Genomic DNA, 25171 nt, shown 5'->3' with positions numbered 1-25171 from the left:
TAGCAAGGAGCTAACATGTCCGGTCTTGAACTCGCAGCACCCGCAGCACCCGCAAAAAACCTACCCTCCCTGCGTTTCGAAGGCGGTGAACACACTGCCATCGGCGACGACACACTGTTGCGCTTCGCCAAAGACGCCCCGGCGATTGCCGCCCGACTCGTCGAGCTGCACCTGCCCAACGGCCTGGCGCTGACTTACGGGCAAGTGATCGCCCTGGGCGGTGACTTTTATGGCATCCCGGGCCAACCCATCAGCGATGGCGCCTCGCCTGCCGAACGCGTGCAACGCTTTAACGCCGCATTCAACTCACTGGCAGGACTGCCGGCGTCACGGGAGGAAGCACACAAGATCCTGGCGGTGATGCAAAAGGAGATCAACGCGGTCAACCAGGCGATCAAGGACGGCAAATCCGCCCACGACGCCTACGCCTTGCTCGGAGATACGTTGTCTGAAGAGTGGAACCGCATCACCGGCGGCGGCAGCGCGGTCTCGGCACTGTTCCCCCTGGGCCGCTACTTGAAGCTGGCGGCGGACAACGCCGACCACTTTGGCGAATGGGCGTTGTCGGCTTACCTGGCCGGGCATACGGCGGCGCTGCAACAAGCCGTCATCGCCCATCAAAGCGGCACCGACCAGGCGCTGGAGCTGGCCTATGCGATGAACAGTTTTGCCGATCACTTCTTGACCGATCTGTTTTCCGCCGGCCACCTGCGCGTGCCGCGCAAACAGCTGGCCGCCGTGGTGACGCCTGGGGAGCTGGGCTCGCTGATCAGTCGCTTCATGCACGATGAAGACAGCAAGTTCGGGCTCAAGGTGCGCAATGCAGTCGGTGACGAATGGCATGCCTACGGCGATAAACGCTATTTCGACGCCGGCGACGCGGCCAACCGGGCGCAGGTCAAACGCGCCGTGCAGGCGTCGGCCGATGAGGTCTTCGACGCGTTTATCAGCGGTGTCGCGCCCTCCCCGGCCACCTTCAAGGCGCCGCTGTATGTGCCGGACCTGAATGCAGCACAGAACCCGGCGAATAACTTTTCGCCGCTGTTCAAGATGGAAGGCGACAAGGTGCTGCGACGCAAGGACGTGAATGACCTGAACGACAAACACTGGACCGCTGATTGGTGGGGGTGGAGTACGTACTTGCTGCTGAAGGACTACACACCCAATACGCCGGCTTGAGCCGTACCGTTTGTCGTGACTGTGATTTCTAACAGTTACGCCGATTTTCAACGAGGGCGATAACCCCGCATAGGAGCCAGGCTCTCTGGCTTCTGTGCAAAGGAGCACTCAATCATGGCCATTAAAGCCCCGAGCCTTGTCGGCGGCGACGCTTCTTGCCCGGCTCAAGTGAGCCTGGCAAGCGGCGCACGCATAGAGTTTTCCATCCCCGAGCCCAATGAGGTTTCCGCAAGCGCCCAGGTATCTATCATCGTAGGACCGGACCCCGAGTCCCCGGAAGCCGAAGGGCAGGAAAAGAACGCCGGACAGTACGACCCCAACAAGGAAGATTACGTGAAGGAGTCGAATCTCAAGCTCGATATCGCTGCCGATGACTTGAAGAAATTCGTCAACCAAACGGTGCAGGTGCGATACGCGATAAACAGCGAATCGGGAAGGTTCTATTCTGATCCGTTGATGATAACGGTCTCGCAGTGACACAGCGCTTATCCGCACCGCATCGCTCTCGTCGCAGGCACCAGACCTGCCCCGGGGACGTATCTGGACCGGTATTCACGGCCGTTTGCGCATGCAGATAAAGCAACACTCCACCCTCCAACACTGGCGTGTGAAGACCATGAAATACGAGCTCAATATGCCGGACGGCAAAAAACAGCAGATCACCTTTGATGGCGTGATTTACAAAGGAGACATTCTCGAATTTGAAGGTGCCGCTACCCAATACGAGGTAGTTAAACGATTCCTCACCGTCCCGTTCGATCTTAACGAGCCCATCACTGATGTGGCGCTTGAGGTCGTGACCTACCCTTAACCCCGCTGCGCCTCTGCTTCTTCGTGAGCATGGCGCAGCCGCTCGCGACTGTTGGTCAAATGCAAGCGCATCGCCGCCCGCGCCGCATCCGAATCCTGGCGCGCGATCGCTTCGTAGATTTCTTCGTGCTCGCGGCTCAAGCGCTTCATGTAGTGCTGCTGGTCATCCTGGGCCAGGCGTGCCGAGTTCAGGCGGGTACGCGGAATGATGCTGGTGCCCAGGTGCGTCATGATGTCGGTGAAGTAACGGTTGCCGGTGGACAGGGCAATCTGCAGGTGGAACTGGAAGTCCGACGCCACCGCATCGCCGGCATGGGCGGCGCTTTCATTCAAGGCGTCGAGGGCGGCACGCATGCCGGCCAGTTGTTCGTCGCTGCGGCGCAACGCGGCCAGGCCCGCGGATTCCACTTCCAGGCTGATACGCAGCTCCAGGATCGCCAGCACATCGCGCAGGGTCACGATGGTGGCCGGGTCAATGCGGAAACCGCTGGGGCTTGGCGTATCCAAGACAAAGGTGCCGATACCGTGGCGGGTTTCCACTTGCCCCGCCGCCTGCAAGCGTGAGATGGCTTCACGCACCACCGTGCGGCTGACGCCATGGGCGTCCATGATCGCCGATTCGGTAGGCAGTTTGTCGCCACGCTTGAGTTGGCCGTCGCGGATCTGCTCGGACAACACCGTGACCAATTCCTGGGCAAGGCTGCGGCGCTTGCGGGGAAGACGAGGGGCGGTGTTGGTGTTTTCCATGTTGGGTCATCTTTCTTGGTGAACTGAACAGGCATCATAGCCCATGGCGGTTGTACGATCACCGTTCCAGGCATGACTTTCATCTACAACGGCCAGGCAAAAAAATGCCCCGGCAACCGCCGAGGCATTTTTCAGCCGCGCCCGAAGGCAAAAGCCGCTTACTTCACCACTTTCAGACTCGGCCGGCCGCTTGGACGCGGTGGCTCGGTATCCGGTGGCGGCACATCATCGCCGTCTTCCCCGTCGATCGCTTCGTCATCCTCGAAAGGCGACTCCAGATCGAACACCATGCCTTGGCCATTTTCCCGGGCGTAGATCCCGAGGATGGCGCCAATCGGCACGTACAGCGTATGCGGCACACCGCCGAAACGCCCTTCGAAGCTGACTGCCTCGTTGTCCATGTGCAGGTGGCGCACTGCGCTGGGCGATACGTTCAGCACAATCTGCCCGTCGCTGGCAAAACCCTGCGGAACCTGAACCGCAGGAAACTCGGAATTGACCAGCATGTGCGGGGTGCAATCGTTGTCCACAATCCACTCATAGAGCGCGCGAACCAGGTAGGGTCGACTGGAGTTCATCAACGGCTCCTTAAGCCTTAGCGCATATCGCGTTCGACACCAGACAGACTCGCCTGGAAAGCCTCACGCGCAAACTGGCGCTCCATGTAATCAAGCAGCGGCTTGGCCGGCCGCGGCAGTTCAATGCCCATAATCGGCAAGCGCCAGAGTATGGGTAATAGGCAGCAATCCACCAGGCTTTGTTCCTCACTGAGGAAAAAAGGCTTGTCGGCGAACAATGGCGAAACGCCCGTCAGGCTCTCGCGCAATTCCTTGCGCGCCACGACACGGGCCGCCTCTTTGCTGCGCGAATCCAGAATCAAATCCACCAGCCCGCACCAGTCGCGCTGAATCCGATGGATCAGCAGGCGGCTGTTGGCACGCGCCACCGGGTACACCGGCAGCAAAGGCGGATGCGGGTAACGCTCATCCAGATATTCCATCACCACGGTTGACTCCCACAACGCCAGGTCACGATCGACCAGGGTGGGCAAGCTGCCGTAAGGGTTCACTTCGATCAGCTTCGGCGGGTGACGACCCACCTCCACACTGATGATCTCGGCGCTGACACCCTTCTCTGCGAGCACGATGCGTACTCGGTGGGAATAGTGGTCGGCGGGGTCGGAGTAACAGGCCAACCGATTGGTCACGCCCATGGCGGTCCTCCTCGCTTGTTGAAATTATCGAAAGCTCAAAAACGAGCGCGCCCAGAGAGCATCTCAGTAGTACCTGATGACCAGGTCGCTACGGGTTAGAGATGCCGCTGGGCGCGCAAGATTAACAGCAATTGCTTACGGTTGGATCAATGCACATCCTTCCAGTATTCGCGCTTGAGCAGATAAGCGAATACGAAGAAGAAAGCCAGGTACAGCAAGACATACGTACCAATGCGCTGGTGCTGCAGTTTGACCGGGTTGGCCGAGTAGGCCAGGAAGGTCACGAGATTCTTGACCTTCTCGTCGAACTGCTCTTCGTTCAGCGCGCCGGACTTGGGCACGATGGTCAGTTGATCGCACGCTTCATGTGTCAGCGGCGTGCCGGTCAACGGGTCAAATTGCTTCTTGCCGCCCTCGACTACCTGAACCTGCTTGCATCCTATCACTTGGCGACCCTGCAGGCCGACCAGAACGTTAGGCATACCGACGTTCGGGAACACCACGTTGTTCACGCCCCATGGACGCGCAGGGTCTTCGTAGAAGGATTTCAGGTAGCCGTAGAGCCAATCGGTGCCGCGAACCCGCGCCACCAAAGTCAGGTCGGGCGGCGCAGCGCCAAACCAGTTCTTGGCGTCCGCTGGCTGCATGCCGATATTCATGTGGTCGCCAATCTTGGCGCCGGTGAACACCAGCTTGTCGAGCATCACCTCGTGCGGGATGCCCAGGTCATCGGCAACACGCTCGTAACGCTGGAACTTGGCGCTGTGGCAACCCATGCAATAGTTGGCGAACGTGCGTGCGCCGTCCTGCATGGCCGCTTTGTCAGACACGTCGATAGCGACTTTTTCCAACTCAGGGCCTTGCTCGGCAGCGAAGGACAGTAGCGGCAGCGCCGCAAGCATCAATGCAACGAATAATTTTTTCATCAGCCAGTCACCCTTTCCGGAACCGGTTTGGTCTTCTCTAGCCGGGTATAGAACGGCATCAGAATGAAGTAGGCGAAGTACAGGAAGGTGCAAACCTGCGACAGCAACGTGCGCTCAGGGGTTGGCGCCAGTACGCCCAGTACACCCAGAATCACGAACGCAATGCAGAACACCCACAGCCAGATCTTGCTCAGCCAGCCCTTGTAGCGCATGGACTTGACCGGGCTTCGGTCGAGCCAAGGCAGCACGAACAGCACCGCGATGGCCGCACCCATGGCGATTACGCCCATGAGCTTGTCGGGGATCGCCCGCAAGATCGCGTAGAACGGCGTGAAGTACCAGACCGGGGCAATATGCACAGGTGTCTTGAAGGCGTTGGCCTGTTCGAAGTTAGGTTTTTCCAGGAAATAACCACCCATCTCCGGGAAAAAGAACACGATCGAGCAGAACACGAACAGGAACACGACGACACCGACAATGTCTTTCACGGTGTAGTACGGGTGGAACGGGATGCCATCCAGCGGGATGCCGTTCTCGTCCTTGTGCTTCTTGATGTCCACACCGTCGGGGTTGTTGGAACCCACTTCGTGCAGCGCCAGGATGTGCAGCACCACCAGGCCGAGAATCACGATCGGCAAGGCCACTACGTGCAAGGCGAAGAAGCGGTTCAGGGTGATGCCCGAGATCAGGTAGTCACCACGGATCCACTGCGTCAGGTCGTTGCCGATCACTGGGATCGCGCCGAACAGCGAGATGATCACCTGGGCGCCCCAGTACGACATCTGGCCCCACGGCAGCAGGTAGCCCATGAAGGCTTCAGCCATCAGCGCCAGGTAGATCAGCATGCCGAACACCCACACCAGCTCACGAGGCTTCTGGTACGAACCGTAGAGCAAACCACGGAACATATGCAGGTAGACCACGATGAAGAACGCCGAGGCGCCGGTGGAGTGCAACAGGCGCAGGATCGAGCCGTACTCGACGTCACGCATGATGTATTCGACGGAAGCGAATGCCTCCTCCGCCGAAGGGGTGTAGCTCATGGTCAGCCAGACGCCGGTGACGATCTGGTTGACCAGCACCAGCAGTGCCAGGGAGCCGAAGAAGTAGAAGAAGTTGAAGTTTTTTGGCGCGTAATACTTGCTGAGATGGTCTTCCCACATTTTGGTGGCGGGGAAGCGCGCATCCACCCAATCCATGAACTTACTCATCACGCGTTCTCCTTGTCGAGGCCAATGACAATGATGTCGTTAGATTCGTAGTTATGCGGAGGCACGGGTAGGTTCAGTGGAGCAGGTTGCGACTTGTAGACGCGTCCGGCCAGGTCGTAGTGCGAACCGTGGCAGGGGCAGAAATAGCCGCCGACCCAATCTTTGCCCAGGTCGACCGGCGCCACTTCAGGGCGGAAAGTAGGTGAGCATCCCAGGTGGGTACACAGCCCGACCAGCAGCAGAATCTCTGGCTTGATCGAACGTGCTTCGTTTTTGGCGTAGGCGGGTTGGTCGGAAAACTCAGATTTGGGGTCAGACAACTGGCCTTCGATCTTTTTCAGATTTCCCAGGATTTCCTCCGTTCGACGAACAATGAAGACCGGCTGACCGCGCCACTCAGCAATCATCTGCTGGCCTGGCTCGATCTTGCTGATATTCACCTTCACCGGTGCACCTGCGGCTTTCGCCTTGGCACTGGGAAACCATGACCCCACGAACGGGACCGCAGCCCCCACCGCTCCTGCAGCACCCACCACGGATGTGGCTGCTACCAAGAAGCGACGCCGGCCTGCATTCACGCCGTCATTGCTCATTCAGTCCTCTCCCATCAGCTTTTTGGCCTGTTAAATCAGGCGTCTACTAAGTATTAAATCTGAACTTATAAAAATTTTGCCGAATGGTAATGAAAAGCCCCACCCCTGACAAGGGAATTACCCGGAGCTCCAGCTCCAAGCCTTGTAGTATAGGGGGTCTACGGCTGTGGCAAGTTGTCACGCCGAAATTTATGCATAAATAGCAGGCAATAAAAAACGCCCAGCTCCGTAAGGAGGCTGGGCGTTTTTGTGGAACGTAAAGCGAATTAACGCTTCGAGTACTGCGGACGCTTACGCGCTTTACGCAGACCGACTTTCTTACGTTCAACTTCACGAGCATCACGAGTCACGAAGCCAGCTTTGCGCAGAGCGCCACGCAGGGTTTCGTCGTACTGCATCAGAGCGCGAGTGATACCGTGGCGGATTGCGCCAGCTTGACCACTTACACCGCCACCGATAACGGTGACGTAGATGTCGAACTTTTCAACAGTCTCGGTCAATTCCAGCGGCTGACGAACTACCATGCGGGCAGTTTCGCGGCCGAAGAAGTTGTCCAGAGTGCGGTTGTTGATCGAGATGTTACCAGTGCCCGGACGCAGGAAAACGCGTGCGGTTGCGGTTTTGCGACGGCCAGTGCCGTAATTTTGAGTCGCCGACATAATGAACTATTCCGTTAAAACTTCAGTTCTTGGGGCTGCTGAGCAGCATGAGGGTGAGCAGCGCCCGCATAGACTTTCAGCTTGCGAAACATATCGCGACCCAGTGGGCCCTTCGGCAGCATGCCTTTAACCGCGATTTCAATCGGGGCCTCAGGCTTCTTGGCGATCAGACCTTCGAAATTGGAAGACTTGATGCCGCCTGGGAAACCGGAGTGACGGTAGTACATTTTGTCTTGCGCTTTGTTGCCGGTAACACGTACCTGCTCAGCGTTGATGATCACGATGTAGTCACCGGTGTCAACGTGAGGGGTGTATTCAGGCTTGTGCTTGCCACGCAGACGGCTGGCGACTTCAGTGGCCAGACGACCCAGAGTCTGACCAGCGGCGTCGACGACAAACCAGTCGCGCTGAACTGTTTCCGGTTTTGCAGTAAAAGTTGTCATTCTTTAATAGCCTCAGGGGCCGCCCTGTAAATTAGACGGCGGATCTTACTGAATAGTGCGTACTTTGACAAGTCAAAGGCAGCCGGATACAGACGCTATCGGGGGCTCGGGTCGGCGCGTCCGTTCAACGGCAAGATTCTTCGGCAGGCGGCGCATCACTTCCACTGCAGAAAGAGGTGGGCAATTATGCAGATTGCGAAAAAAAATTCAACCTGCTTTTATGATTGTTTTCCCCGAAGGAGCACCCGATGGATTATCGACAGCTGGGCCGTACCGATCTGCACGTAAGCGCGATAGCCTTGGGCACCATGACCTGGGGCGAGCAGAACAGCGAGGCAGAGGCCTTCGCGCAGATCGAACGGGCCAAGGCCGCGGGGATCAACTTCCTCGACACGGCGGAAATGTACCCGGTGCCACCCAAGGCCGACACCTATGCCACCACCGAGCGCTACATCGGGAATTACTTCAAAAGCCGCGGCGACCGCGCCGACTGGATTCTCGCCAGCAAGATCGCCGGCCCCGGCAACACCATCGACTATATCCGCGGCGGCCACCTGCGCCACAACCGCCAGCACATCGTCGAAGCCCTGGATGCGAGCCTCAAGCGCCTGCAGACCGACTGGATCGACCTCTACCAGTTGCACTGGCCGGAGCGCAGCACCAACTTCTTCGGCCAGCTGGGCTACAAGCACAAGGACGAAGACGACCTGACGCCGCTGGAGGAAACCCTCGAAGCGCTGGACGCGCAGGTGAAGGCCGGCAAGATCCGCCACATCGGTCTGTCCAACGAAACGCCGTGGGGCACCATGAAGTTCCTCGCCCTGGCCGAAGCCCGCGGCTGGACCCGCGCGGTGTCGATCCAGAACCCCTACAACCTGCTCAACCGCAGCTTTGAAGTGGGCCTGGCGGAAATCGCCATTCGCGAACAGTGCGGTCTGCTGGCTTATTCGCCCCTGGCATTCGGCATGCTCAGCGGCAAATACGAAGGCGGTGCGCGCCCGGCAAAAGCCCGCCTGACCGAATACAGCCGCTTCAGCCGCTATTTCAACCCGCAGTCGGAAGCAGCGTGCAGCCGTTATGTGGCCCTGGCCCGCAAACACGGCCTGGACCCGGCGCAGATGGCGTTGGCGTTCGTCACGCAGCAGCCGTTCGTGACCAGCAACATCATTGGTGCGACGAGCCTGGAGCAACTGGACAGCAACCTTGCCAGCGCTGACCTGAAACTGTCGAAAGAGGTGCTGGAGGGGATTGAGGCGATTCAGAAGGATCATCCTAATCCAGCACCTTGATTGATCTCTAGACCGCTATCGGGGGCAAGCCCCCTCCCACACTTAGCCGTGTGAACCCAGTAAAACGTGGGAGGGGGCTTGCCCCCGATGAGGCCCTCAGCCACACCATCGAAATCAAAGCGCCCGCGCAATAATCTCCTTCATGATCTCATTGGTCCCCGCATAAATCCGCTGCACCCGCGCATCCGCCCAGGCGCGGGCGATCGGGTATTCCCACATGAAGCCGTAGCCGCCGTGCAATTGCACACACTCGTCGAGCACCTTGCATTGCAGGTCCGTGGCCCAGTACTTGGCCATGGCGGCGGTGGGCACGTCGAGCTTGCCCTCCAGGTGCAACGCCAGGCACTTATCGACGAACACGCGGCCGATCTGGATCTCGGTGGCCATCTCCGCCAATTTGAAGCGGGTGTTCTGGAAGTCGGCAATCGCCTTGCCGAAGGCCTTGCGCTCACGGGTGTAGTCGAGGGTCCATTGCAGCGCCGCTTCGGCTGACGCCAGCGCGCCAATCGCCACGGTCAAGCGCTCCTGCGGCAGCTCCTGCATCAAGTAGGCGAAGCCCATGCCCGCCTGGCCCAGCAGGTTTTCCTTGGGCACACGGACATCCTGGAAGAACAGCTCCGAGGTGTCCTGAGCCTTCATGCCGACCTTTTCCAGGCGCTTGCCCTTGTCGAAGCCCGGCGTAGCGGCCTCCACCAGGAACAGGCTGGTGCCCTTGGCGCCGGCCTTGGGGTCGGTCTTGGCGACCACGATCACCAGGTCGGCGAGAAAGCCGTTGGTGATGAAGGTCTTGGAGCCGTTGATCACATACTCATCGCCGTCCAGCACCGCCGTGGTCTTGACCCCTTGCAGGTCGGACCCGGCGCCCGGCTCGGTCATGGCGATGGCCGTGACCTTCTCGCCGGAGATCAATTGGGGCAGGTATTGGTGCTTCAGCGCTTCACTGCCGTAATGCAGGATATACGGCGCGACAATGTCCGAATGCAGGGAGAAACCGATGCCGGTCAGGCCCAGGCGGCTGATCTCTTCGATCACCACCGCGCTGTAGAGAAAGTCCGCGCCCAGGCCGCCGTACTCCTCCGGCAGATGGGAACACAACATCCCCGCCTCGCCGGCCTTGTTCCACAGCGCACGGTCGATATAGCCCTGCTTCTCCCATTGCGCATGGAACGGCGCAGCGTCTTTTTCAAGGAAGGTACGCACGCTCTGGCGGAAGAGTTCGTGTTCCGGGCTGAACAACGTTCTGGGGATCATGAGGTCACCTGCGTGGATTGTCGGACAAAGACGAACCACAGAGCCTATGCCGCGAAGGCGTCACAGGACACTGGACACATGCGACAAAAAATAAGACGATCCAGCCGTCTGGTGACCACTTTCCCCTATAAGAATAAATGAAATTATGTCTAACCAAATCTCCACGCCCTTGCGGCGCGTCAGCATTTTGGCCATTGATCGGGTGTTCGCTTCCACCCTCATGCAAGCCAAGGATTTCTTCCACCTCGCCAGCCTGCGTTACGGCAAACAACAAGGCCTGGGCCTGACCCCAGCGTTCGAAACGCGCCTGGTCAGCCCCGACGGGCAATCGGTGCGCAGCTTCAGTGATGTGATCATGCCGGTGGACGGCGGCCTGGAAGACGCCGACATCATCGTGCTGCCGGCCTTCTGGGATGACTTCGATGCCCTGAGTACGCGCTACCCGCAAGTGCTGCCGTGGCTGCGCGAACAGCACGCCCGCGGCGCGGTGCTCTGCGGCGAAGCGACCGGGGTGTTCTGGCTGGCCGAAGCCGGGCTGCTCGATGGCAAGGAGGCGACCACCTACTGGCGTTTCTTCACTGCCTTCAGCGAGCGCTTCCCCAAGGTCCAGCTCAACCAGGACAAGCACCTGACCGACGCCGACAACCTGTACTGCGCCGGCGGCACCACCTCGGCCTGCGACCTCTATATCTATCTGATCGAACGCTTCTGCGGCGCCAACATCGCCCAGGCCGTGGCCCGCGATATTCTTTACGAAGTGCAGCGCAACTATTCGCCGGGACGGATCGGTTTCGGCGGGCAGAAGCTGCACCAGGATGTGATCATCCTGCAGATCCAGCACTGGCTCGAAGAGCATTTCGCCGACAAGTTCCGCTTCGAGGACGTGGCCCGGGAGCACGGCATGAGCATCCGCAACTTCATGCGCCGCTTCCAGACCGCCACCGGCGACAAGCCGCTGCATTACCTGCAACGCTTGCGCATCGAGACGGCGAAAGGGCTGCTCTCGGGCAGCCGCAAGAGCATCAAGACCATCAGTTATGAGGTGGGCTACGACGATGCGAGCTTCTTTGCGCGGCTGTTCAGGCAGCACACCGAGCTGTCACCGAACCAGTACCGCCAGCAGTTCCAGCAAGCCGCGTAATCAGGGCTGTACAGAGACAAAATGTGGGAGGGAGCTTGCTCCCGATAGCGGTGTATCAGTCAGTACATCTGGCACTGATACACCGCTATCGGGGGCAAGCCCCCTCCCACACTTTTTACTGCGTCGTGCTTAGGGTTTGTGCGCCCGCGACAGGAACTCGTGGGATTGCATCTCCAGCAGGCGGCTCAGGGTGCGCTGGAATTCGAAGTTCAAGCGACCGCCGGTGTAGAGGTCCTTGAGCTCGACTTCCGCCGAGATGATCAACTTGACGTTGCGGTCGTAGAACTCGTCGACCATGTTGATAAAGCGGCGCGCGATGTCGTCGGTGCTGACGCTCATCTGCTCCACGCCACTGAGGATCACGGCGTGGAAGATCTTGCCCAGTTCGATGTAGTCGTTCTGGCTGCGCGGGCCGTCGCACAGTTCGCGGAAGTCGAACCAGGCCACGTCATCGCAGGTACGCAGCGCGATGATTTGGCGGTTTTCGATGATCAACTTGTCGTTTTCCACCGCCTGGGTGCATTCCGGCGTGAGGGCGCGGAAGCTTTTGCGCAGGCTATCTTGCGCCGCGTCGTTGAGCGGGAAGTGGAACAACTCCGCTTGCTCCAGGTGCCGCAGGCGGTAATCGACGCCGCTGTCGACGTTGACGATCTCGGTGTTCTGCTTGATCAGCGCAATGGCCGGCAGGAAGCGCGCGCGTTGCAGGCCGTCCTTGTACAGGCCATCGGGCACGATGTTCGAGGTGGCGACCAGGGTCACGCCGTTCTTGAACAGCTCTTCCATCAGGGTGCCGAGGATCATGGCGTCGGTGATGTCGGAGACGAAGAACTCATCGAAGCAGATCACCCGCGCCTCTGCGGAGAACCGCTTGGCGATGATGGTCAACGGGTTTTTCTCGCCCGGCAGGGTTTTCATCTCTTCATGGACGCGCTTCATGAAGCGGTGGAAGTGCGTGCGGACCTTTTCCTTGAACGGCAGCGCTTCGAAGAAGGTGTCCACCAGGTAGGTCTTGCCGCGACCCACGCCGCCCCAGAAGTACAGGCCCTTGACCGGCGTGCGGTCTTTCTTGCCAAACAGCTTGCCGAGCATCCCTGGCTTACTCTGCGAGGCCGCGACCAGGTCTTCGTACAGACGCTGCAAATGACGCACCGCCGTTTCCTGGGCCGCGTCATGGAAGAATTCAGGGCGTTTCAGATCAGCTTGATATCGTTCTAGGGGCGTCATAATTTCGTTAGCAAGGCAACAAAAACGGGCCGTCACTGTAACGACGGCCCCGGATAATGGCAATCAACCCTTGGTCGGGTTAATCCTCGAGGGGGGTCAGCGCGACGCGCAGGGCTTCGATGGCGGCATCGCGCGACGCGGTGTCGGCGAATGGCGCGCTGTCGGCAACCGCAGCGTCGTCCAGCCATACGCTGAAGCTCAGGGCTTCAGGGCGCACGTCCAGCGCGGCGCCGCTTTGCAATTGCTTGGTCACCGCACCAGCTGTTTTACCGTCGGCAAAGTTGCGCGACAGCAGCAGTTGCTCGCCATCGGCCGCCAGCAGGCGGAAGCGGAAGCTGCCGTCGTCTTCGCGGAAACTCACGAAGCGCGCGGCTTTCGCGGCCTTTTTCTTGGTGCTGACCGGCGCCGCGGCCTGGTTGACGAACGAACGCAGGCCAACGGCCTCGCGCAGCTCGGCGAGGAACGGCGCGGCCACGGCGCGGGCTTTTTTGGCGCCGATCAGCAGCAGGTCTTCCATGTCCGCCGGGCGCGACATCAATTGGTGGTAACGCTCACGGGCTTCACCCAGTTGCCCGTCCAGCAGTTGGAACAGACGGTTCTTCGCCTCGCCCCAGCCCAGGCCTTGCAGCAACTCGGCGCGGAATTCCTGTTCCTGGGCCTTGCTGGCAAACGCCTGGTACAGGGTGAACAGGTGCGAATTGTCCGGGTCCTTGGCTTCGCCGGGCGCGCGGGAGTCGGTGACGATCCGCGAGATCGCGTCTTTCATGTCCTTGGCGCTGGTGAACAACGGGATGGTGTTGTCGTAGCTCTTCGACATCTTGCGACCGTCCAGGCCCGGCAAGGTGGCGACGCTTTCTTCGATCACCGCCTCGGGCAGGGTGAAGAACTCTTTACCGTTGCCGAACAGGTGGTTGAAGCGCTGGCCGATGTCGCGGGCCATTTCCACGTGCTGGATCTGGTCGCGGCCCACCGGCACCTTGTGCGCGTTGAACATCAAAATGTCCGCCGCCATCAGCACCGGGTAGCTGTACAGGCCCATGGTGATGCCCGCATCCGGGTCTTCGCCGTTTTCCACGTTCTTGTCCACCGACGCCTTGTAGGCATGGGCGCGGTTGAGCAGGCCCTTGGCGGCGACGCAGGTCAGCAGCCAGGTCAGCTCGGGGATCTCGGGAATGTCGGACTGGCGATAGAACGTCACCCGGTTCACATCCAGGCCACCGGCCAGCCAGGTCGCGGCGATTTCCATACGCGAGCGTTGGATGCGCTGCGGGTCATCGCATTTGATCAGGGCGTGGTAGTCGGCCAGGAAGTAGAAGGAGTCGGCATTGGCGTCCTGACTGGCAAGGATCGCCGGGCGGATCGCACCGGCGTAGTTGCCCAGGTGCGGCGTGCCGGTGGTGGTGATGCCGGTGAGGATACGGGTACGAGTCGTCATGGGTAATCGCTTATCAGACTGCTATCAATTCGAGAGGCGCGGCAGCACCAGATCCTTGAGATCGGTGAGCTTGCCATGAAAAAAGTGTCCGCATTCTGCCACTTTCAGCAGCTCATGGGGGCGTTTCAGGGCGGCGGACCAGTCGTAGACGCATTGCGGGTCGACCACTTCGTCGGTTTCCGGCTGGATCAGGGTCAGCGGGCAGTTCTGCGGCAGCAGGTCGGCATCGCCCAGGCGCATCACCGCGGCGGCGACCATGAACAGGTGCGCGAGCTTTTCGCCCTTGGCTTCCAGACGACCGCCGAGGCTGGCGGCGACATAGCCACCAAACGAAAAACCGAGCAAGGTGATCGGCAGGTCGGGGTGTTTCTTGCGCAACCAGGTGGCGGCCGCTTCGGCATCGTCCACTTCACCGCTGGCCATGTCATGGGTGCCGGCGCTGGCACCGACGCCACGGTAATTGAATCGCAAGGTGATCAAACCGGCATCGCGGGCGGTGCGTTGCAGGGTCGAAACAACTTTATTGAGCATGGTCCCACCCTGCACCGGGTTAGGGTGGCAGATCAGCGCCAGGCCACGTGGCGCGGGCTGATCCAGGTACAGGGCTTCCAATTGGCCTACCGGGCCATCGATCAAAACAGGGGTTTCACGCATGAGCAAGGAATGAACTCCGTGACCTCTCAAAGGGTCGACTCGTCTAGCTAAAAGTCTGTGCATGGCATCATTGCGAGCTTAATCGCGGTATACAGCGCAGGTCCGAGCCGTTAACGTAAAGCAAAGCCGTTTATAGAGGAAGGACTCGTGGAACACTCGCTCTTAGTTTGGTTGTTGCCGACTCTTGCCCTGGTTGCCGGTGTCGCCATTGGATTCCTGGTTGCTCGCTTGCTGCCGAATGCCGCGCCTAACCGCACGCAGCGTCAGTTGGATGACATTCAGGAACGTTTTGACAGTTATCAGAACGAGGTTGTTACCCACTTCAACAGCACCGCGACCCTGGTCAAGAAGCTCACCCAGAGCTACCAGGAAGTACAGGATCACCTCGCCGACGGCGCCAACCGCCTGGCGCTCGACGACATCACCCGTCAGCGCCTGCTGGCCGCGCTGCATTCCGATGCACCGCAAACCCCACGGGAACGCCTGACCCCGCCACGGGAAAACCAGGAGCCGCCACGGGACTACGCGCCAAAAACGCCGAACGCCCCTGGCATGCTGGATGAGCATTACGGCTTGAAGAAGTAAGTCTTTTCAGGCGCTGTAAAAAAGCCCGGCTGATCGATGATCAGCCGGGCTTTTTGTTGGGCCTCAATCTCCAGACCAGCGGGGATGCCATTGTGGGAGAGAGCTTGCTCCTGATAGCGGCGGATCAGTTGATATATAGGCTGACTGACACACTGCTATCGGGAGCAAGCTCCCTCCCACACTGACCGAGTACGGCCCTCAGGACACGGGTTGTTCTTGCAGGTGGCCGCTTTCGATCCGCACATGCCGCCCATGGAAGCGCTTGAGGCTGCTGCGATGGCCGACGCTGACGATGCTCAGCCCCGGCAGCTCATCGATCAACGCCTGGTACAACGTCGCCTCATCCTCTTCATCCATGGCCGATGTCGCTTCGTCCATGTACAGCCACTGCGGTGCGAACAACAACGCACGGGCAAAGGCCAGGCGCTGTTGCTCGCCGGGCGAGAGCATGCGCTGCCAGTGGTTGGCTTCGTCCAGCCGCGCGACCAGATGCGGCAAGCGGCAGGTTTCCAGGACCTGTGCATAACGTTCGTCCATGTACACGCCGTCGTCCTGTGGATAACTCAACGCGGCCTTCAACGTGCCGATCGGCAGATACGGCTTCTGCGGCAGGAACAGGTAACGCGCCTCCGGCAGGCGGATGCTGCCATGGCCCGCCGGCCACAGCTGGCCCATGGCACGCAGCAACGTACTTTTACCGCTGCCGGAACGCCCGCTGAGCATCAGGCGCTGGCCCGGCTCGACGACCATGTCGGCGCCGGCGAGCAAGTGGCGGCCATCGGCCAGGTCCATGCCGAGCTTCTCTACCACCAGGCGCTCGCCTTCCGGGCGCACGTCGATGGCCGCAGGGCGCTGCTCGTTATCGCCCATGGCCTGCTGGAAACTCAGCAGACGATCACTGGTGGCGCGCCAACTGGCCAGCTCCGTGTACGCGCCGATAAACCAGCTGAAGTTCTCCTGGACGTTGCCGAACGCCGAGTTGATTTGCATCAGCTCGCCCAGCTCGATCTTGCCGGTGAAGTAGCGCGGCGCGGCGACGATGAACGGGAAGATGATTGCGATCTGGCTGTAGCCGGCGGTGAAGAAAGTCAGGCGCTTGGACACTTTCATGATGTCCCAGAAGTTATGCCAGACCCGGCCGAAGCGTTGGCTCAAACGGCGATTTTCGTTGGGCTCGCCGTTGTACAAGGCAATGCTCTCGGCATTCTCGCGGACCCGGACCATCGAGAAGCGCAAATCCGCCTCGAAGCGTTGTTGTTGATTGTTCAGCCCGATCAAGCGACGCCCGATCAGGTGCGTCAGCCAACTGCCCACAGCGGCATAGAGCAATGCACACCAGAACATGTAGCCGGGAATGGTGATACCGAACACTTCGATGCTGCCCGACACACCCCACAGGATGATCGAAAACGACACCAGGCTGACCACATTGCGCAGCAGGCCCAGGCCGAGGCTCAAGCTGCTGGAGGTGAAGTTATTGAGGTCTTCGGAGATCCGCTGGTCCGGGTTATCGGTGTAACCGCCCTGCTCCAGCTGGTAGTAGTTTTTGTCGCTGAGCCAGCGTGCGAAGTGTTTTTCGGTCAACCAGGCCCGCCAGCGGATGGTCAGCATCTGGGTCAGGTACAAGCGATAAACCGCACCGAGGATGGCCACCGCAGCGATGCCGCCAAAATAGCCGATCAGTTGCCAGAAGGCCGCCGTGTCCTTATGTTCCAGGGCGTTGTAGAAATCCTTGTACCAGTGGTTGATCCACACGGAGATCGCGACGCTGAACAGCGACAAACCAATCACCGCCAACAACAGCAACCATGCCTTTCCCTTTTCTTCACTGCGCCAATAGGGCGTGATCATCGCCCAGGTTCGGCGAAAAAAGTGCCCACGCACCGCGTCGTTGACCGCGGAATACTCAGCGTTCTGATTCATCGTTCAGGCTCGGTAGGAAATAGATGGCAGGCGTTTGAACCGATCATAGAGCATCGGTTCAAGGCGCCGTGCGGCCTGAAGTAGATTGTTCAGCCGGCGTTCAGCGCCGTACCGGGCGCTTCTGCAGCTTGCGTTGCAGGGTACGCCGGTGCATGCCCAGCGCGCGGGCGGTGGCCGAGATATTGCCTTCATGCTCGGTCAGCACGCGCTGGATGTGTTCCCACTGCAGGCGGTCCACCGACATCGGGTTTTCCGGCACCAGGGTGTCGAGGTCGGCATGCTCGGAGAGCAAGGCGGCCAGCACGTCGTCGGCGTCCGCCGGTTTGCACAGGTAGTTGCAGGCGCCACGCTTGATGGCTTCGACAGCGGTGGCAATGCTGGAATAACCGGTGAGGATCACCACACGCATTTCCGGATCGAGTTCGAGCAGCTTGGGCAGCAGCACCAGGCCGGAGTCGCCGTCCATTTTCAGGTCGAGCGCGGCGTAGTCCGGCAGGTCGGCCTGGGCGATGCTCAGGCCCTCTTCCGCGGAGCCCGCGGTGCTGACGCGGAAACCGCGACGGCTCATGGCACGCGCCATGACGCGGGTAAAGGTAGCGTCATCATCTACCAGCAACAGGTGCGGCAGTTCTTCGCCTTCGACTTGGATCTCATCACTCATCGATATCTCCTCGTGCGACACGGGGCAGGCGCAGCTCGGTGAGCGTGCCGCCTTCCTCATGACTATAGAGCTTCACTGAGCCGCCCGCGCGGGTCACGCTGGCCTTGCTCAAAAACAGGCCGAGGCCGAAGCCTTTGCCCTTGGTGGTAAAGAAAGGTTTACCGATCTGCTCGGCAATAGCCAGCGGCACGCCTGCGCCGTGGTCACGAATGCTGATGGTGAGGTTTTCCGTGTCCCAGTCCAGCTGCACTTCCAGGCCTTCGGGGCAGGCATCGGCGGCATTGTTCAACAGGTTGAGCAGGGCCTGGGTCAGGTCCGGCGGCGGCGCCATGCGCGGCACGCTGCCCTGCCCCAGCAGGTGGAAACGGTAACTGGCTTCGGGACGCATCAGGTGCCAGCGGTTCAGGGCTTCGTCGAGCCACTGGGTCACGTCCTGCATCTCCACCGCCAGGCGGCGGTTGGCTTCGGCGGCGCGCACCAGTTGCTGCAAGGTTTGCTTGCACTGCTTGACCTGTTCGCGCAGCACGCCGAGGTCTTCTTGCAGCGCCGGATCGTGATGGTCCTGGGTCATTTCGTTGAGCAGCACGCTCATGGTCGCCAGGGGCGTGCCCAACTCATGGGCCGCACCGGCGGCCTGGGTCGCGACGGCCAGCAGTTGCTGGTCGCGCAGGCCTTCTTCGCGGCGGATGGCGCGCAATTCTTCCTGGCGGCGCAGTTCTTCGGCCATGCGCGCGGCAAAAAAGGTGATGACTGCGGCCGACAGCGCGAAGCTCAGCCACATCCCGTAGATCTGCAGGTTTTCCCGGGCGATGGGGAACGTCTGCAACGGGTAGAACTGCGCCAGCAGCAAGGTGTACAGGGTCAGGGCAATGCCGGAGAGTATCACCGAGTAGCGCCACGGCAAGGTCACGGCCGCTATGGTCAAGGGCACCAGGTAATACGAAACGAACGGATTGGTGGAACCACCAGAGAAATACAGCAACACACTGTGGATAAACAGGTCGCAGGCCAACTGCAGGGCGTATTCCAGCTCGGTCACCGGCCAGGTGGTACGCAACCGGATGGCGGTAAACGCACATAACACGGTGGAAAAACCCAGGGTCACGCTCAGTTGCAGCCACGGCAGCGGCAGCAGGTCGAACCAATAGGCAAGCCCGACGGAACCGGCCTGCGCGGCCAATACCAAGGTGCGAATGAACGTCAGGCGCCAGAGGTTCTGGCGGGTGGCGGAAGTCAGTTTTACGGCGGCGAGCATGAGCTCTCCCGGTGAGCGCTGCAGGCGGATCGGCAGGAGTATAAACGAAGCCGACCGGCAGACACGGCGCGTGTGGCTCTTTGACGCAGGCGCGCTGAATGACCGTTCGTCGGCACTGCGACAACTTGTAGTGAATGTGTAAACCCGAAGAACCCGGCACCACCGTCTACAGTCATACCGATACGAACATTCCAAGGAGCTTCCATGTCCCGTTTCATTCGCAACGCAGCCGCTCTCACCCTCAGCGCCAGCACCCTGGCCAGCCTCCCGGCCGTCGCCGCCGATGAGTTGCATTACAACCAGATCGCCCTGCGCGCCGAAGTCAGCCAGGAAGTGGCCCGCGACAAGATGATCGTGACGCTCTATACCGAATCCCAGAACGCCGACCCCGCCAAGCTCGCCGCCGACATCACCACCACCATGAACCAGGCCCTGGGCCAGGCCCGCGAAGTCAAGGCCGTGACTCTGCGTCAGGGCAGCCGCAACAGCTACCCGATCTACGACAGTAAGAATCAGAAGATCACCGGTTGGCGTGAACGCGCCGAACTACGCCTGGAGAGCGCAGACTTCCCGGCGCTGTCCAAGCTCACCGGCGAGTTGCTCAACACCCTGAAAATGCAAAACATGGAATTCGCCATCGCTGACACCACGCGCAGGTCCAGCGAAGACGCCCTGCTCAAGGACGCGGTCAGCGCATTCAAGGCTCGCGCCCAACTGGCCACCGATGCGTTGGGCGGCAAGGGTTATAAGATCGTCAACCTGAACTTCAACACCAATGGTTATCCACAACCTTACGCACGCGGCGGGATGATGATGAAAGCCGCCATGATGGATTCGGCGCCGACGCCGGAAGTTGAGGCGGGGACCAGTCAAGTGAGCATGAGCGCCGACGGGGTCATCGAAGTCTTGCAATAAGTCTTATCAACAAAAAACGGCGCGGCCCGACAAGGCTGGCGCCGTTTTTTTTCGCGAGCAGTTTCATTCAACTCATCTAAACATTTTGAATCATAAGTGGGTCGCTCATATCTTGGCATAAGACTTCTTTCTAAAGTTGTAGGCACCCCACAAAGCTACTGTCGTTACGTCACAGAGCATAAAGCAGGCATGGGAACCTTTAATAGCCATGCCGCCACCCAGTTATAAAGGCTTCATCCGCCGCCCTACAGCACTCATGTAACTCAACAGCACTTAGAGAAAAACCAAACCACTGAAAGGCGCCATAAAGCAGTGTCGCGTATCGAATGCTATTGCTTCGCGCCAGATAATTAACCTCATGAAACTCATGAATAAAATCAGCCGAGAATAAATATGTGTCCGTCATCCCTACCGCCACTTGCCGTCACTACCAACGCTCCGTTTATCCCGCCTACTCCTGTACATAATCGTCAAAAACGAGAAGTTGAGACCTCAACTTCGTCACAAACTAATACGCCTCAGGGAACGCTTGGCGTTTCAGCGGGCGACACACCGATTAAAGGTCCTACGCCTGAAAACGAATTTGATTTTTCCAAGCAAGTCATTTTTGGATCAGTCTCCCCTTCTCCACCAACGGCGAGCTATACGCAGCGGGAGCGCACGCAGCGCATTGATGCCTATGCCGGGCGCGTCGTCACGCAGACAAATACGATAGAACGTGGTAACGAAGGCGAACGCAACATCAAATTTCAGAAGACTCGCCAGTTCCTCGAACCTGCTGGTTACTTTAGCGGAGGGTTAATGGCGGCCGGGTACGACCCGCATGAAAAAATCACAGTGACGTTCACCTCCTACAAAGGGGTCGGAAAACCCGAGGTGCTGACCGACACCGAAAAACGCACTTACTTTGCATGGGAAATCGCGGCGGGTGCTTTTGCGCACGACAAAGTGCAGCGAGGAGGCCCGCTCAACTTCCAGTTCATGGAGATCGCGCCACAAGACCGCAGCAAGGTCGCCGACTTGGAATTGCACGGGCAGAATCTTCAAAATCATTGGACACATGAAATAGCCAAGCCCATGAGCCACGAGTCGGGAGCACTGGCGATACGTTCAGGGAAAGCAGACGCCTATGTTGTACGGGGCACCTTGCAGAGCCTGGCGAATAATAAAGACAGTTTTGAAAAACTCACGCCTGCCAGCCAAGCGGCCGTAAAGCGTACATTAGAAAATAATGCACAAGTCATTATTCCCAACATCTACGGCTATCCACTGGCAGGCTATGCATTTATTCCTCATACCCCTTTTGACGGCAATTATGAGCATCGGCCCAACAAGGGTTTGATGCTTGATTTGAAGAACGGCGCAGTTCGTGAAATACACGGCGATGCGGATTTTGCCAACTGGGCAAAAGACAACCGGGAAAATGTGCAGCGCAGTTTCAACGCCAGCGACCGGCAAGGCGGCACAGATGCACATTGGCCCAAGGCGGGGGACGTACTCAACAATTTGATTGTCGACCCTCATGCAACCTACCCAGGGTATTCCAGTATATTCGCCGATAAAGCCGTGCCAGTGGCAGAGACATTCAACTATACCGAATCGCGAGGTGGCGATTACCGGTTGAAATACGGCAATCTGGATTCGGGTCTTGCAGGTAAATACCAAGAGGTGAACACAAACAATTCAGTATGGTCCGACCAAACTGAGGTGTTTGGTTCCACGCAACAAAGCTGGAAGGCTGCGAAGGACTTTTGGGGTAATACTTTCGGTTATATCCCCGTCGTCGGCAACGCAGGCAATATTTTTTTCGGCGCCCATGACTCGATCTATGGCATGACCGCCAATGATCGGGTTGGCGGCACTGCCGCAGCGGTGATATCAACTCTGCAACTGGGACACGAACTTGCGACAATAGGGCTGGAGTCTGGTTTAGGTAAGACCCCGGTCGTTGAACGCTACAGCTGGGAATATAACGAGCGTTCGAACGACATTGATTTGGTGCGAACCCCCAAGGTATCGAGCAATGACGCTGAAGTTCCGCGTTCCCATACTCTAGAGCCTGAGGTCAACTTGTTGCGCCCCAGCGAATCGGAGAATATCAGCGAGCATGCAATGCCGAACGGTGAGCAACTTATTGAACATATCCAACCCAATGCGAAAGGTATTTATCAGGTCAAGAATAAAACCAGCGGTGAGGATCAATGGTTTATCCGCTATACCGACGGCACAGGTTCGAGCAACGTGTATGAGATCAGAAGCGATTTCAAACTCAGCGACAATTATGTTCAAGTCATTAACCCAGGCACTCGCAAACCCGTGCTGACGGTCCATGCTGCAGGTGCTGGGCAGTGGAAGTCCGCGAGTGGCGATGGCGGAGTGAAATGGCCATGGCAGCGCTCGCCTTCGCCAACCCCCAGCACCGAATCAACATCCACCCCCAAGTTCTCAGAGCGCTTTGTTGATGATAAGGGCTCGAAAATTCTCGGCGCCGAGAAGTTTGACGACTACTTGAACCTGGACGAAAGCAAAAACTACCGATTCTACGACGACGTGTACGAAGAAGGCTCAAACATAAAAAGAAAACTGTCTGTTTCCTGGACAATCGACGACGGTAATTTCGCCGTCACCGAAGGAGAGAGAGCCAAACCTGACACTGGATACTCCGAAAGTTTTGCGCCTGACTTGAACCGAGAAATTTACTCCATCATAAAAAGAGAGAATGGTCATATCGTGCGAACCGAACTTGATTTCAGGGGAGGCGAAGCACATGAAACCATACAAAGCAGGCTGGCCGTACTTGAAGAGACTATTCCCGACGCTGATCTGAGAGCGCGTATTTCAGAGGTGGCTCACCAAGGCGCCACGCATCCAGCCTATCTGGAATTAATGCCACCGCAACTTAAAGACAACTACGGTGTTTCGGCAGGTCAAAAACATTTCATCATAGAGTATGATCCTTCACTGAATACGCACACGGTCAAGGCCACGACCAAATGGGTTCTTAAACTCAGAACCGAAGACGGCACAGTACCTAATCGAGACTTGGATATCACCAGCACGCGGGCATTCACGATACGTGAAAGTAATGAACTGAGTGGTGACACTTACACCATCGACCCGTCCGCGCCAACCCTGATTGAAGTGTCGACGCCAACACATATATAAGTGAGCCCCTACCTGATAAACCTGAACGGCGGTAACCTCGGGGACCGTCGTTTTCGTTTGGGCAGCCATATGCCGCCACTTCAGGGGTCTCCATGGAAAGAACCATCTTCAAACCGCTGCTCCTCGCTGCCGGCCTGCTGGCCTTTATGCCCATGGCCCAGGCGGCCAGCACCCTGGTCTACTGCTCCGAAGCCAGCCCCGCCGGCTTCGACCCCAGCCAGTACACCAGCGGCACCGATTTCGATGCCTCCGCCGAAACCGTGTTCAACCGTCTGACCCAGTTCAAGCGCGGCGGCACCGAGGTCGAACCCGGCCTGGCGACCCGTTGGGAGGTCTCCAACGACGGCCTGACGTACACCTTCCACCTGCGTGATGGCGTCAAGTTCCACACCACCGATTTCTTCACGCCCACCCGCGACTTCAACGCCGATGACGTGTTGTTCACCTTCAACCGCCTGCTGGATGCCGACAGCCCGTTTCGCAAGGCCTACCCGTCCGAGTCGCCGTATTTCACCGACATGGGTTTGAACACCACGATCAAAAGCGTCGACAAACTGGACGAGCACACCGTGCGCTTCAGCCTGAACAACGTCGATGCCTCGTTCGTACAGAACCTGGCGATGAGTTTCGCCTCGGTGCAATCGGCCGAGTACGCCGCGCAACTGCTGAAGACCGGCAACGCCGCAGACATCAACCAAAAACCGGTGGGCACCGGGCCTTTCGTGTTCAAGCGTTACCAAAAGGACTCGCAGATTCGCTACGTCGCCAATAAACAGTATTGGAAACCCGAGGATGTGAAGCTCGACAACCTGGTGTTCGCGATCACCCCGGACGCCGCGTCGCGCCTGCAGAAACTCAAGGCCGGCGAATGCCAGGTCAGCGGTTACCCGCGCCCTGCCGACATCGAGGTAATGAAACAAGACCCCAACCTGCGCGTGTTGCAGCAAGCAGGGTTCAACCTGGGTTTTCTGGCCTACAACGTGACGCATCCGCCGCTGGATCAACTCAAGGTGCGCCAGGCCCTGGACATGGCCATCGATAAACCGGCGATCATCAAGGCCGTGTACCAGAGCGCCGGGCAACTGGCGCAGAACGCATTGCCTCCGGCGCAGTGGTCTTATGACCCGACGATCAAGGATGCCCCGTTCGACCCGGCCAAAGCGCGGGCGCTACTAAAAGAAGCAGGGGTTGCACCCGGTACGACCATCAACTTGTGGGCGATGACCGTACAACGCGCGTCCAATCCGAATGCGCGAATGTCGGCACAAATGATCCAACAGGATTGGGCCAACATCGGCATCAAGGCCAACATCGTCAGCTATGAGTGGGGCGAATACATCAAGCGCGCCAAGAATGGCGAGCACGATGCGATGATTTACGGCTGGACCGGCGACAACGGCGACCCGGATAACTGGCTCGGCGTGCTCTACAGCTGTGCCGCGGTGAAGGGCAGCAACTACGCCAAATGGTGTAACCCGGCCTACGACAAGCTGGTGCAACAGGCCAAGGTCAGCAGCGACCGCGAGCAGCGTATCAAGTGGTATCAGCAGGCACAAAAAATCCTTAAAGAACAAGTACCTATAACGCCTATTGCGAACTCGACGGTTTTCCAGCCGCTTCGCAAGGAAGTGCGGGACTTCAAAATCAGCCCCTTTGGCCTGACGCCGTTCTACGGCGTGAGTCTCGATAAGTAACAGCAACGCCCCAATCGAGTGCATAACACGCCTCGATTGGGCCTTTTTGGTGCTCATGCGGCACCGAAAAAGCCCTCCAAATGTACGCATTTATGTCGAAACTTTCATATTTGCGACATTCTTGTACGTTCGTACCACTCTTTCATCCTTGCAACCGTTCAGCATCTTGCAATGGGTATGGCCCCTGCATAAGTATCC

Annotated in this window: 24 protein-coding genes; 9 read left to right on the top strand and 15 right to left on the bottom strand. The window is 58.7% G+C overall.

The features are described from left to right. The first annotated feature begins 15 nt into the window (after nucleotides 1-15). The 3 genes from LQ249_RS05385 to LQ249_RS05375 all read left to right on the top strand — a co-directional run bounded on the left by LQ249_RS05385 (nucleotide 16) and on the right by LQ249_RS05375 (nucleotide 1990). On the top strand, nucleotides 16-1179 hold the full coding sequence (locus LQ249_RS05385; protein ID WP_046384695.1) for a hypothetical protein: 1164 nt from the start codon (nucleotides 16-18) through the stop codon (nucleotides 1177-1179). 114 nt (nucleotides 1180-1293) lie between these two features. Next, nucleotides 1294-1656: a hypothetical protein gene (locus LQ249_RS05380; protein WP_057004246.1), complete on the top strand. Its 363-nt coding sequence runs from the start codon at nucleotides 1294-1296 to the stop codon at nucleotides 1654-1656. A 139-nt stretch (nucleotides 1657-1795) separates the two neighbouring features. Beyond that, nucleotides 1796-1990 (top strand): hypothetical protein, encoded by a 195-nt coding sequence (locus LQ249_RS05375; RefSeq protein ID WP_227778786.1) that lies wholly within the window; start codon nucleotides 1796-1798, stop codon nucleotides 1988-1990. Here LQ249_RS05375 and LQ249_RS05370 read toward each other — a convergent pair. The 8 genes from LQ249_RS05370 to rplM all read right to left on the bottom strand — a co-directional run bounded on the left by LQ249_RS05370 (nucleotide 1987) and on the right by rplM (nucleotide 7781). Beyond that, nucleotides 1987-2736 carry a FadR/GntR family transcriptional regulator gene (locus tag LQ249_RS05370; protein ID WP_017845418.1) on the bottom strand — a complete coding sequence of 250 codons (750 nt, stop codon included), beginning with the start codon at nucleotides 2734-2736 and terminating at the stop codon, nucleotides 1987-1989. The genes LQ249_RS05375 and LQ249_RS05370 overlap by 4 nt on opposite strands. A 158-nt stretch (nucleotides 2737-2894) precedes the next feature. Then, complete coding sequence (locus LQ249_RS05365) at nucleotides 2895-3314, bottom strand: ClpXP protease specificity-enhancing factor (RefSeq protein WP_017845419.1); 420 nt, start codon at nucleotides 3312-3314, stop codon at nucleotides 2895-2897. 17 nt (nucleotides 3315-3331) lie between these two features. After that, nucleotides 3332-3949 (bottom strand): glutathione S-transferase N-terminal domain-containing protein, encoded by a 618-nt coding sequence (locus LQ249_RS05360; RefSeq protein ID WP_010568030.1) that lies wholly within the window; start codon nucleotides 3947-3949, stop codon nucleotides 3332-3334. Nucleotides 3950-4095: 146 nt separating this feature from the next. Further along, entirely contained in the window at nucleotides 4096-4875 is a 780-nt protein-coding gene (locus tag LQ249_RS05355) for a cytochrome c1 (RefSeq protein ID WP_017845420.1), read from the bottom strand. Next, complete coding sequence (locus LQ249_RS05350) at nucleotides 4875-6086, bottom strand: cytochrome b (RefSeq protein ID WP_017845421.1); 1212 nt, start codon at nucleotides 6084-6086, stop codon at nucleotides 4875-4877. The genes LQ249_RS05355 and LQ249_RS05350 overlap by 1 nt, the downstream gene beginning before the upstream one ends. After that, nucleotides 6086-6679, bottom strand: coding sequence for a ubiquinol-cytochrome c reductase iron-sulfur subunit (petA, locus tag LQ249_RS05345; RefSeq protein WP_026139825.1), 594 nt, complete (start codon nucleotides 6677-6679; stop codon nucleotides 6086-6088). Before petA ends, LQ249_RS05350 begins: the two co-directional genes overlap by 1 nt. Nucleotides 6680-6945: 266 nt before the next feature. After that, nucleotides 6946-7338 (bottom strand): 30S ribosomal protein S9, encoded by a 393-nt coding sequence (rpsI, locus tag LQ249_RS05340; protein WP_003171743.1) that lies wholly within the window; start codon nucleotides 7336-7338, stop codon nucleotides 6946-6948. Nucleotides 7339-7352: 14 nt separating this feature from the next. Beyond that, complete coding sequence (gene rplM, locus LQ249_RS05335) at nucleotides 7353-7781, bottom strand: 50S ribosomal protein L13 (protein ID WP_010568039.1); 429 nt, start codon at nucleotides 7779-7781, stop codon at nucleotides 7353-7355. Nucleotides 7782-8029: 248 nt separating this feature from the next. Here rplM and LQ249_RS05330 point away from each other — a divergent pair, with 248 nt between their 5' ends. After that, nucleotides 8030-9070, top strand: coding sequence for an NADP(H)-dependent aldo-keto reductase (locus LQ249_RS05330; RefSeq protein WP_057004245.1), 1041 nt, complete (start codon nucleotides 8030-8032; stop codon nucleotides 9068-9070). Between the two features lie 114 nt (nucleotides 9071-9184). Here LQ249_RS05330 and LQ249_RS05325 read toward each other — a convergent pair whose 3' ends face one another. Then, nucleotides 9185-10321 (bottom strand): acyl-CoA dehydrogenase family protein, encoded by a 1137-nt coding sequence (locus LQ249_RS05325; RefSeq protein WP_017845424.1) that lies wholly within the window; start codon nucleotides 10319-10321, stop codon nucleotides 9185-9187. Nucleotides 10322-10541: 220 nt separating this feature from the next. Here LQ249_RS05325 and LQ249_RS05320 point away from each other — a divergent pair, with 220 nt between their 5' ends. Then, nucleotides 10542-11462: a GlxA family transcriptional regulator gene (locus tag LQ249_RS05320; protein WP_169850558.1), complete on the top strand. Its 921-nt coding sequence runs from the start codon at nucleotides 10542-10544 to the stop codon at nucleotides 11460-11462. A gap of 129 nt (nucleotides 11463-11591) precedes the next feature. Here LQ249_RS05320 and zapE read toward each other — a convergent pair whose 3' ends face one another. The 3 genes from zapE to LQ249_RS05305 form a co-directional block, all read right to left on the bottom strand. Further along, nucleotides 11592-12686, bottom strand: coding sequence for a cell division protein ZapE (zapE, locus tag LQ249_RS05315; protein WP_046384701.1), 1095 nt, complete (start codon nucleotides 12684-12686; stop codon nucleotides 11592-11594). Nucleotides 12687-12765: 79 nt separating this feature from the next. Further along, nucleotides 12766-14121, bottom strand: coding sequence for a tryptophan--tRNA ligase (locus tag LQ249_RS05310; RefSeq protein ID WP_104903950.1), 1356 nt, complete (start codon nucleotides 14119-14121; stop codon nucleotides 12766-12768). Nucleotides 14122-14145: 24 nt separating this feature from the next. After that, on the bottom strand, nucleotides 14146-14775 hold the full coding sequence (locus tag LQ249_RS05305) for an alpha/beta hydrolase (protein WP_026139827.1): 630 nt from the start codon (nucleotides 14773-14775) through the stop codon (nucleotides 14146-14148). A gap of 147 nt (nucleotides 14776-14922) precedes the next feature. Here LQ249_RS05305 and LQ249_RS05300 point away from each other — a divergent pair, with 147 nt between their 5' ends. Continuing rightward, nucleotides 14923-15360 (top strand): YhcB family protein, encoded by a 438-nt coding sequence (locus LQ249_RS05300; RefSeq protein ID WP_003171734.1) that lies wholly within the window; start codon nucleotides 14923-14925, stop codon nucleotides 15358-15360. 198 nt (nucleotides 15361-15558) lie between these two features. Here LQ249_RS05300 and LQ249_RS05295 read toward each other — a convergent pair whose 3' ends face one another. From LQ249_RS05295 to LQ249_RS05285, 3 genes are all read right to left on the bottom strand, one after another. Then, nucleotides 15559-17283, bottom strand: a complete 1725-nt coding sequence (locus LQ249_RS05295) for an ABC transporter ATP-binding protein/permease (protein ID WP_232566243.1) — start codon at nucleotides 17281-17283, stop codon at nucleotides 15559-15561. A 100-nt stretch (nucleotides 17284-17383) separates the two neighbouring features. Next, complete coding sequence (locus LQ249_RS05290; protein WP_004372278.1) at nucleotides 17384-17944, bottom strand: response regulator transcription factor; 561 nt, start codon at nucleotides 17942-17944, stop codon at nucleotides 17384-17386. Continuing rightward, complete coding sequence (locus LQ249_RS05285; protein WP_017845431.1) at nucleotides 17937-19199, bottom strand: ATP-binding protein; 1263 nt, start codon at nucleotides 19197-19199, stop codon at nucleotides 17937-17939. The genes LQ249_RS05290 and LQ249_RS05285 overlap by 8 nt, the downstream gene beginning before the upstream one ends. Nucleotides 19200-19403: 204 nt before the next feature. On the opposite strand from LQ249_RS05285, the gene LQ249_RS05280 reads away from it, so the two are divergent. The 3 genes from LQ249_RS05280 (at nucleotide 19404) to LQ249_RS05270 (ending at nucleotide 24973) form a co-directional block, all read left to right on the top strand. Continuing rightward, the gene (locus LQ249_RS05280; protein WP_201021899.1) at nucleotides 19404-20114 is read left to right on the top strand and encodes an SIMPL domain-containing protein; all 711 of its coding nucleotides are present in this window, start codon (nucleotides 19404-19406) and stop codon (nucleotides 20112-20114) included. A 393-nt stretch (nucleotides 20115-20507) separates the two neighbouring features. Continuing rightward, nucleotides 20508-23279, top strand: coding sequence for a hypothetical protein (locus LQ249_RS05275; protein WP_186355021.1), 2772 nt, complete (start codon nucleotides 20508-20510; stop codon nucleotides 23277-23279). A 92-nt stretch (nucleotides 23280-23371) separates the two neighbouring features. Continuing rightward, nucleotides 23372-24973: an ABC transporter substrate-binding protein gene (locus LQ249_RS05270; protein ID WP_046384705.1), complete on the top strand. Its 1602-nt coding sequence runs from the start codon at nucleotides 23372-23374 to the stop codon at nucleotides 24971-24973. Nucleotides 24974-25171: the final 198 nt, after the last annotated feature.

The sequence above is a fragment of the Pseudomonas sp. 7-41 genome, assembly GCF_021233075.1.
Classification (GTDB): Bacteria; Pseudomonadota; Gammaproteobacteria; order Pseudomonadales; family Pseudomonadaceae; genus Aquipseudomonas; species Aquipseudomonas veronii.
The sequence above is the reverse complement of the archived record's forward strand: the minus strand, read 5'-3'. Positions and strand labels throughout refer to the sequence as shown.